The organism is Paenibacillus ginsengihumi DSM 21568 (assembly GCF_000380965.1).
Taxonomy (GTDB): domain Bacteria; phylum Bacillota; class Bacilli; order Paenibacillales; family NBRC-103111; genus Paenibacillus_G; species Paenibacillus_G ginsengihumi.
This window is the reverse complement of the sequence record NZ_KB905562.1, coordinates 78,914-88,534: the sequence shown is the minus strand read 5'-3', so window position 1 is coordinate 88,534 and position 9,621 is coordinate 78,914. Positions and strand designations below refer to the sequence as shown.

Genomic DNA, 9,621 nt, shown 5'->3' with positions numbered 1-9,621 from the left:
TTCACGATGCGGCAGGATTCACTTGATGTTACGGCCTGCAAGTTTGCTTCCTTCCGCCTTTTGCGGAGCTTTTCACAGGGCTTCAGACGCCGGATTTCTCCGACGCCTGCCTGCTAGCTACGGGGCAGCTTGGCCTTTACCCCGACCGGACTTGCACCGGTTAGTTATGCCTAGCTTGGCTAGGCGCGCGTTGTATAAAATACAACATTGGCTGGCTCTCTCCGAAAATTTGGCGTTATCCACGGGCCGAATTTTTATCCACGGGCCAAAATTTCAACACTGCAGGCGACGTCCGATGACGCAAGAAACTGCTCGGCATTGGCGTCTCTCTTGATGAAAGCGGGCCAAACATGCGGAATAAGGCCCTCACACTGCGCACAAGCGTTACAGTGCCAATTCGATCGTTTCGAGAGGAATAAGCTCTGTAGCAAGCGTTAGCAGAAGCAAGACAAGCGAAGCGAGCACGAGCTGGGATATGTTGAAAAAAAAACGGGAGACGCTTTGGGCGTTCTCCCGGTCGGGCTGGCTGCCTTGCGATTGCTCGATCAGATTGGCAGCCCAGTGATTCCCCGATCAGATTGGCAGCTCAGTGGCTCCTGATCAGATTGGCAGCATCAGTGACTCCCCGATCAAATTGACAGCTCAGTGGCTCCCCGATCAGATTGGCTGCCTTGCGATTCCACGGCCAGACTGGCCGCCTTGTCAGTCCGCAGTCAGACTGGCGTCTTGCGGTCCCCCGCCCCGTTGGCGCGAGCCCTGGAACTCCGATTACCCGATCAGCTGTTGCAGCCCCTTGAACTCCAGCTCCTCGAACTTGGCTATGACCGCATGCCGGTCCACCGCCCACGCGCAGCCGTCCAGCGGGCAGGCAACAGGGGCGTCGCAGCGGATGCGGGCGAGCTCCCGGGACAGGTGCAGCATGTCCAGCTCCGCCTCGATCTTCGCGCGGACGCCCCTCGGCAGCTGCGGCAGGTGCTCAAGGATGCCGTCGACCGAGCCGTACTCCGCAAGCAGCTTCAGCGCCGTCTTCTCGCCGATGCCTTTGACCCCCGGGTAATTGTCCGCCGTATCGCCCATCAATCCCTTCAGATCGACGATCTGCGCAGGGGTCAACCCCTTCTCCTCCAGAAGCGCTTCCGGCGTATACACCGTGTAGTTGCCCTGGCCCTTCTTCATGATGACTACCTTCACCCGGTCGCTGACGAGCTGCAGCATGTCATGGTCTCCCGTCAATATGTATACGTCCGCTTCCTCGCCGTACAGTCGGGACAGCGTCCCGATACAGTCGTCCGCCTCGTAGCCCTCGATGCCGATATTCGGCACGCCGAAGCTGGCGGTGACGTCCTTGACCAGATCGAACTGCGGAATCAGCTCCTCCGGACAGTCGACCCGATTGGCCTTGTACTCGGCGAACTGCTCGTTGCGGAAGCTGCCGCCGCTCAAATCCCAGCAGCAGACGACGTGCGTCGGACGAAACCGCTTGACCGCATCCATGAAATATTTGACAAAGCCGTACACCGCGTTGGTCGGCAGGCCGCCGGAGGTTCTCATGATATAGCCGCCGTACGAGGTCGCATAGAATGCCCGGAACAGCAGCGCCATCCCATCGACGAGCAGAACGGTCGGTTGGTTGTCAGTCTTCAACAGGACATCGCTCCCATAAAGCAAGATTGCATCTATTATAGCACAAATGTCCTCCGCCTGAACGGGATCACCCCAACGCCCGGCCGCTCCCGCCATGCCAAGTAAGCCGGCGCTGCCTCAAGTGCGGTCCGTAAACCGCTCAGGATGGTATGGCCAATCGCTTACAAGTTTGCGGGCCGCTCGCTTCGAGAGGGGAGAAGGTATGGCGCTGCTGCCGACGCTGCTACTGGCGCTCCTACTGGCCCTGCTGCTGGCGCTCCTACTTGGCGCTCCTACTGGCGCTGCTGCTGACGCTCCTTCCGTAAGCCGCCTTCGTCGCCGCTAAGCGGAGGGCAAGCTTCCGGCGGCTGCAAGCGGAGGGCAAGCTTCCGGCGGCTGTCGCCATTTTCGCCAGGCTACTTCTTCTCGGCTTCAAAAGCTTTGCGCTTCTCTTCCATGACCTCTTGGCCGCCGATTTTCATATAATCGTTCACTTCGCTGTCATACACCTTGTCGAAGTCGGCAGGCTTTGCCGTAATGACCTTGACGAAAATTTCGTCATGCTTTTCCTTCAATGTCGTCGCGTACTTGATCTCCGATTGAATCGGCGTAGTCACGTGAGGGATGATAACCCCGTCCGTGCTGCCCAGCTTGATGCTGGAAATCGTAAAATCTTTATATTTGGGATCGGACGCGTTGGCCGCCACATTCAGCTCCTCGTCTGTCGTGCTGACCAGCTTGCCGTTCAAAATAATCGAGTAATCCGGATAGTTATACAGCGTCTGCCTCGCTTCCTCGTTGTCCAGCGTCTGCGGAATGCCGTCCTTCATCTCATAGGTTTTGCCCTCGATGCCGTTCTGGAGCGCGATCACATTGTCCATTTGCGCCATCCAGTCCAAATATTTGACCACCGCCTCCGCATTTTTGCTCGATTTGGGCACAAACATGTACATTCCGTTCGGCGAGTACAATGGCTTCGGACGCTTGCCGTCCGGCGTCGTGAACGGATCGATCGGCACCAGCTTCGCCTTGGGGTCGGCCTTGTACACCTCCGCCAAGTAGCCCTGATAGACCGGCTCGTTCGTATTGGCCGTACCGGCGCCGACCAGACCGTTGATCAGATCCTTTTGAAATTTTTGCGGGTCCTTGTTCATCGACAGCGGGAAATCCGGGTCAATGAGCCCCTCGTTGTACAGCTTGTTCAAGAAGCGATGCGCCTCTTTGCTGCCCGGAAGCAGCCATTCCGGCGTCGCGAACAGGTCCTGATCGGTGATTTTGTCCCACTCCCAGAACGAATATTGCAGCGGCTTCATATGAAAAGGATCGATATTGCTGTACGGAATGACCTTATCGCCGGATTTGCCGGGCTTCTTCTCTTTAAACGCTTTCAACGTATTGTAAAATTGCTCCGTCGTCTGCGGAACCGGCAGCCCCAGCTCATCCAGCCAGTCCTGCCGGATGAAGGTCGTGCTCTGCGGCAGCAGCACCCGGCGCGCCGGGATCGCATACTGCTTCCCTTCAAACACACCGTAGCTAAGCACGTCTTCACCCAGCACCTTTTTCAAGTTTTGCCCGTACTGCTCGATCAGCGGCCCGAGATCGGTCAGTCCCCCGTCCTTCACATATTTTTGCACCGTCGGCTTATCGTAGGTGTACACGAGATCGGGCGCCTGGCCCGCCGCCATAAGCACGTTCAGCTTCTCGACTTCCTGGGTGCGCGGAACAGTGACGAACTCCACCTTGATGTTATTCGGATCGCCGAAATGCTCCTGGATATACTTCGTCATGAAATTGTTCGTAATGGGCGGCGCGCCGGTCGGCGTGTTGTTCCGGTCGAACAGCTCGATGCGCAAAGTCGTAGCTTGCGCCGGCTTCTCCCCGCCGCCCGCTTCCTTGTCGCTGCAGCCTGCCGCAATGGCCGTTGCAGAAACCGCCGCCAACAGGCCGGCAACCCATCTGATTGTCACGCTTTTCATTGGACCCGCTCCTTTGTCTCATCGTATTTTTTTAATTAAGAAACGCCTTTTAACCCTTGACCGCTCCGATCATCATGCCAGATACAAAATAACGCTGCAGCCACGGATAGACCAGCAGGATCGGAATCGTGGCGAACATGATGGATGCCGCTTTCAGACTTTCGGGAACCGGAGGCGAAGTGCCTAGGCCCTCCAGCATGCTGTTGACCTGACTGTTCATGACCATCTCGTACAACCGCAGCTGCAGCGGATACAGGTTCTGGTCTGTGATGTAGAGCAGCGCGTCCATAAACCCGTTCCAACGTCCTACCGCATAGAACAGGCTGAGCGTCGCCAGCACGGGCAGCGACAGCGGCAGCACGACGCCGATCAAAATGCGGAATGAGCTTGCGCCGTCCATGCGCGCGGATTCCTCAAGCTCGACCGGGATCGACGAGAAGAACGTCTTGATGATCAGCAGATAAAAAGCGTTGATCGCCCCAGGCAAAATCAGCGCCCAGATAGAATCCAGCAAATTCAAGTTTTTGACGAGCAAATATTCGGGAATCATGCCGCCGCTGAAAAACATCGTGACGACAATGACGAACAGGAAGAAATCGCGCCCTTTCAGATGCTTCTTCGTAAGCGGATAGGCAGCCATAATGGTCATCGCCATGGAAATGACCGTAAACAGCGCCACGAGCACAATCGTGAACACCAGGGAACGAATCATTTGCGCGTTGCCAAAAACCGACCTGTACGCCGTCAGATCGATATCCAGCGGGATGATCGTAACCTTGCCGGCCATAATGGCGCTGTTGCCGCTCAGCGACAGGGCGAAGATGTGCAGCATAGGCACCAGGCAGAGCACGCTGGCGATCGCGACAAGGGCAATAATCACGCCGTCCAATATTTTGGCGCTTCGGCTTGATACGCGGGCGGTATGAGCCTCGCTAGTCATAGGTCGTTCTCCTCCTTACCAGATCCCCTGGTCGTTAACCTTGCGGGATATATAATCGGCGGACAGCAGGAAGATCAGGCCGACCACCGCCTGGAACAGTCCGATCGCCGTGGCGATCGTGTAGCGGGCGGACTGGATGCCGATCTTGTATACGTAAGTGCTGATCACCTCGGAGACATCCGTCACGAGCGGATTGCTGAGCACGAACGGCCGATCGAAGCCGATGCTCGCCATATGGCCGATGTTGATAATAAGCAGAATGATGATCGTCGGCTTGATGCCGGGCAACGTGATATGCCAAATTTTGCGCAGCCGGCTGGCCCCGTCCACGTCCGCAGCTTCGTACAGCTCCTTATTGATGCCCGTCAGCGCAGCCAGGTAGATGATCGTTCCCCAGCCGGCACTTTGCCAGATGCCGATTCCCAAATAAGTAAATACCCAGTACAAAGGCTCGGTCAGGAACGGAATGGGCGCCATGTTCATCGATTTCAGGACGCTGTTCACGATGCCGGTATTCGTTGCCAGCAACTGAATCGCCATGCCGCCGATAATGACCCAGGAAATAAAGTGCGGCAAGTAAAGAACCATCTGCGCCCCCTTCTTGAACCAATGAATGCGCAGCTCGTTCAGAAGAATGGCCAGCACGATCGGGATCGGAAAGCTGACGATTAGATCCAGCAGGTTCAGCATAAACGTATTCCGCAAGGCGAGATAGAACCCCTGCATCTGAAAGATTTCCCGGAACGTCTCGAAGCCTACCCAGGGACTCGCCCATATTCCCTCAAAGATATTGTAATCCTTGAAGGCAATGACAGCGCCAAGCATCGGAACATATTTAAAAGTGAAAAAATACAGCATCGGAAGCACGAGCAAGCTGTAGAGCTGCCAGTCGCGGACGAGAGCCTTGATCTGCCAGCGCGGTGCTTCCCGCGCCCTCGGCCGTGTTGTCGCCTCCATGGATCTCCCCTCCTTCAAAAAAATCCCTGTCGCCCATGCATGGTTAGGCAGGTCTCACAGGTCATACTGTAGCATCCGGACGGCGCTGCTGAATATATACAATAATTCACGGCTTAACTTTTGTTTTTTGGCATGGCGGACAGGGCCGCCTTACCTTTTTTGGAGACTTAACTTCATTTCAGAACAGCCGTCAAATCTCAAGTGCGCACGGGGAAAGAGAGTCGGTGCAGCGATAGCAGCATACCGAAAGAAGGGCTGCCGGCAAAAAGATCGTGCGAGCGGGAAAGGTTCTTTTTCGGGGAATAAGGACATGCGAGCGGCGGCGGGGGAACATGCCGTATCTATATGGGGTTCATGCAGATTGCCAAAAAAAAGACCGGCCTGAATGGCTTGTCAGCGGCCGGCCCAAGCGATGCCGAAGCGGCGTTTCCGGGCAACCGCATTTTCTCAGCCACAGGTTCCGCCTTCTTTCGTCGCCGCTTGTCTTATGTATAGCCAGCCTCCGGGTCTTAGCGCTGCGTCCGATAAATCGCCCGGTATTCGCCCGGCGGGTAGCCGAACGCTTTTTTGAAAGCCCGATGAAAAGAAAGCACATGCGTATACCCGACTTTTTCCGCAATGGACTGAATCGTATCGTCGCTTTCCAGCAGCATGCCGCGCGCATGCTCGAGGCGTATTTTTAATACGTAATCAACAAACTTCTCGCCGATCTCCTTCTTGAAGAGCGTGCTGGCATGGCTGGCGGGCAGGTCGAATCTCTCGCTGACTCCCGCTAGCGACAGCCCGGGGTCGGCGTAGTTGGAGTCAATGTAGGCTTTCATCCGCATGGCAATCGACTTGCTGCTGGACGTCTCCCGCATCCGCTCGACGTCATCCGCCAAATCGTTCATGACCGCCTCCAGCTCCCGCTGCAGCTCTCCCAGCGTTTCCGTCGTCTTCGCCAGCGCGACGAAGCGATCGCGATAGCGCTCGTCCCAGGATTGCGACAATTCAGGCGACGTCGCCTTCATTTCCTTATCCATATGCTGGGCAAGATTCGCGGCGAAGGAGGCAACCTCCGCTCTGCCCAGTCTCCGGCTTTTCAGCTCGTCCATAATCTGCGACAGTTTGCCGCGCCATTGATCGTCGCCCTTGCGAAAGAGATGTACCATTTCCTGCATCGAGCCGAACAGGACATAAGAGCCTTGATCCGACTTGGCCTCCGCAATCCGGTTGTCGATCACGGCGTTCGTCCCGAATACGGCCTTGTAGGATACGTTGCTGCCCGCATTCCGGTACGACTGCGCGATGCTCCCGATCCCGTCCGTGACCACGCCGATGCCGACAGACACCGTCAGCTGAAGATTGGCATGAATCCAGCGCCGGTATTCGTCGCACATCGCATACACCGTCTCCGCATAAGGATGGTGGCGCTTCGCAAGAAACAGTATAAACGCTACCTGCTGCGGCTCCGTCCACACGCTGCACTGCAGCATGCCGCGCTCATGGGCCATCTCGCGCAAGGCGCTCTCCAGAATATATTTCAGCAGATGCTGGTCCCCAGGCTTGTAGGATTCGGTAAATGCGCTGTAGCGGTCGATCTCGACGCAGACGACGCAGAGCTTGCCCCAGTCGGCCGGCAGCCCGAGCGGTACGGCCTCCTCTTGCCACTGCGCATCGCTCATCGTCCGATGGCCGTCAAGCAGCTCCTGAATCAAAATCCGCTTGCGGTGCAGCGCCTCCGCCTCCTGCAGCGTGTTGTAATCGGTCGCGGTTTTCAACAAATTATCGATGGCGGATTCGATCAGCTTGAACTCGTTGAGCGGCGCTTTCATGCTCCGGACTCCGCCTTTTCTCCCCGTAAACGTATTGATCTTCTCCACCAGATTTTGAATCGGCTTATAGTGGATATGCGTAATCAGCGTAAACCAGACGAGCGCCAGCACAATGATGACCAGCACGGCGATGATCCATACGTTGGAGAGCAGAGACAGCGCAGAATAGCCTGCCGCATTGACGCTGACCGCATAGTACGTCCAGCCCGTATAGTCCGACACTGCCTGGAAACGGGTCGAATCCGAACGTTCCGCCGCACTCTCCTGGAACTGCTGGCCGCCGGTATCGAGAATATGAACCGTTCCGCGATCCTCCTGACTGTACTGATTCAGAAATTCCATGAGCGAGCTCACGTAGATATTAATGACAATCGCTCCTTTGCGCAGGGCCGGATAGGAGTAGTTTTTGACGATCGATACCACCTTCTGCTTGTTCCGGTCGATGGCCGACAGCGAATAGTCGCGCGGCTCCGTCCAAGCGGACCGTCCTTCGCGGTGATATACCTCCATCAGAAACTCCCGGTCGGCAAAGGCATCCAGCTCGTACAGGTTGGAATCGGACAGAATGCGCCCTTTCTCTTCATCGTACAAATAAATGGAGCTGGCGAAAGGAAACGACGATTTCAGCTCGATCAGCTTCTTCTGGATGACGAAATAATCGTAGAGGGTCATGGGCCGGTCGGAAAAAAAATCCTGCATCGTCCGATCGGTAATAAGCGCGCTGACCGCGTTCCGCTCGACGAGCTTCAGGTTCGCTTCCGTATTCTTCATCATCTGTTCGACGATGGCGGTGTTCGTCTCGATGTAACGGTTCTTCGATGCGTGGTTCAAAGCGGCGAAAAAAACAACAATAAGCGAGGAGATGACCACGAAAAAAATCGGCGTATAGGATAGCATCATCCGGTAATACCAGTTCATTCTCATGCCCGTCTAACCTCCTATCTTGAAAATTTGGCGGTATACGCCGACAAAATTTCAATACCGCAGGCGACAGCCGATAACATGGATTTTGTTCGTCATAGGCGGTCTTTCTCTCGATTTTAACATTGTTTGCGCAGGTTGAATACGGTTGCAAAAATACAATCGCGAAAAAAAAGATGAATGTCCGTTTTTCGCCCCGATTTGCTTGGGCAGTGCTCAGGCATGGTGTTTCGGCCGTTCTGTTCTAATACCCTGGCTTTATGCCAGTCCCCGCGCTTGGCAGCCGATGGCTCCGCTCAGCTGCTCGATCTCGCAGAACGGCCGGGCTTCCTGCCGGAGCGCCGGCATTCCAGCCCTCAGCTTGCACTTAACCGGGAAGCAGACCGCTAAAAATGAGAAATTGGGCGGCGCGATTTTTCGGCTTTCCTTCCTCTTTAGCGAGATACACTGGGTAAGAGAAGGAGGGATCGCTTTGAATCCGGCTATTTCCTGGACAGAAAGAGGCTTTCGTTCTTGGCGGAAGCTCGTTTATTTCGGGGTTAACCAGGCGGCGTGCTGCCTATTCCCCGTCTGCATCTTCGCCGCGCTGGCGCTGACCAAAATCGTTCACGTTCCCGGACTGCACCGGTACGATCTGCTGCTGGCGATTTGCCTGCTCGTACAGCTCGCGATGTACTTGTCCGGCCTCGAGACGAAGGACGAGATGAAGGTCATCGCGCTGTTTCACGTGATCGGCCTGGCCCTGGAGCTGTTCAAAGTGCGCATGGGCTCCTGGAGCTACCCCGAGGCAGCGTGGACGAAGGTCGGCGGCGTTCCGCTGTACAGCGGCTTCATGTACGCCAGCGTAGCCAGCTACATATGCCAGGCATGGCGGCGGTTCGACCTCGGCATAGCCCATTGGCCCGGCATGCTTGCCGCCGCCTCGCTCGCCGCCGCTATTTACCTTAACTTCTTCACGCACCATTATTGGTACGACGTCCGCTGGTGGCTGACCCTCGCTCTGCTGGTCGTCTTCCGGCGCACGAGCGTTTCGTTTACGGTGGACGGCGTGCGGTACCGGATGCCCTTGCTGCTGTCGTTTTTGCTCATCGCCTTTTTTATCTGGATCGCGGAAAATATTTCGACGTTTCTGGGAGCATGGAAATATCCCGATCAGCTTCACTCCTGGCGATGGGTGCACCTCGGGAAGCTCAGCTCGTGGTTTCTGCTCGTCATCATCAGCATCGTGATTGTGGCGCAGCTCAAGCTGACAAAGGAGCGGCTGAAGGAAAAATCGTCCGTGAAGGAAGTGCGGAAAGGAGACGGGGAGTCCGCCTGCTAGGCCGTGCCGCTAACGCTTGCCCCAACGCTTCTTCGGCCCGGAATGACAGGTTTAGGAATGCAGCGCTTG

At 56.1% G+C, this 9,621-nt stretch carries 6 protein-coding genes; 1 reads left to right on the top strand and 5 read right to left on the bottom strand.

The features are described 5' to 3' along the window. Positions 1-768 precede the first annotated feature (768 nt). From F591_RS0110370 to F591_RS0110345, 5 genes are all read right to left on the bottom strand, one after another. Entirely contained in the window at positions 769-1,644 is an 876-nt protein-coding gene (locus tag F591_RS0110370) for a 5'-3' exonuclease (protein ID WP_019534531.1), read from the bottom strand. Positions 1,645-2,039: 395 nt separating this feature from the next. Then, the gene (locus tag F591_RS0110365) at positions 2,040-3,599 is read right to left on the bottom strand and encodes an extracellular solute-binding protein (protein ID WP_019534529.1); all 1,560 of its coding nucleotides are present in this window, start codon (positions 3,597-3,599) and stop codon (positions 2,040-2,042) included. A gap of 49 nt (positions 3,600-3,648) precedes the next feature. Then, positions 3,649-4,539 carry a carbohydrate ABC transporter permease gene (locus F591_RS0110360; RefSeq protein ID WP_019534528.1) on the bottom strand — a complete coding sequence of 297 codons (891 nt, stop codon included), beginning with the start codon at positions 4,537-4,539 and terminating at the stop codon, positions 3,649-3,651. Positions 4,540-4,554: 15 nt separating this feature from the next. Next, positions 4,555-5,496, bottom strand: a complete 942-nt coding sequence (locus tag F591_RS0110355) for an ABC transporter permease (RefSeq protein WP_019534527.1) — start codon at positions 5,494-5,496, stop codon at positions 4,555-4,557. Between the two features lie 509 nt (positions 5,497-6,005). Next, positions 6,006-8,234, bottom strand: coding sequence for an AraC family transcriptional regulator (locus tag F591_RS0110345; protein WP_019534525.1), 2,229 nt, complete (start codon positions 8,232-8,234; stop codon positions 6,006-6,008). 469 nt (positions 8,235-8,703) lie between these two features. Between F591_RS0110345 and F591_RS0110335 the strand changes: the two genes are divergently transcribed. Further along, the gene (locus tag F591_RS0110335; protein WP_019534523.1) at positions 8,704-9,552 is read left to right on the top strand and encodes a DUF817 domain-containing protein; all 849 of its coding nucleotides are present in this window, start codon (positions 8,704-8,706) and stop codon (positions 9,550-9,552) included. The last annotated feature ends 69 nt before the right edge of the window (positions 9,553-9,621 follow it).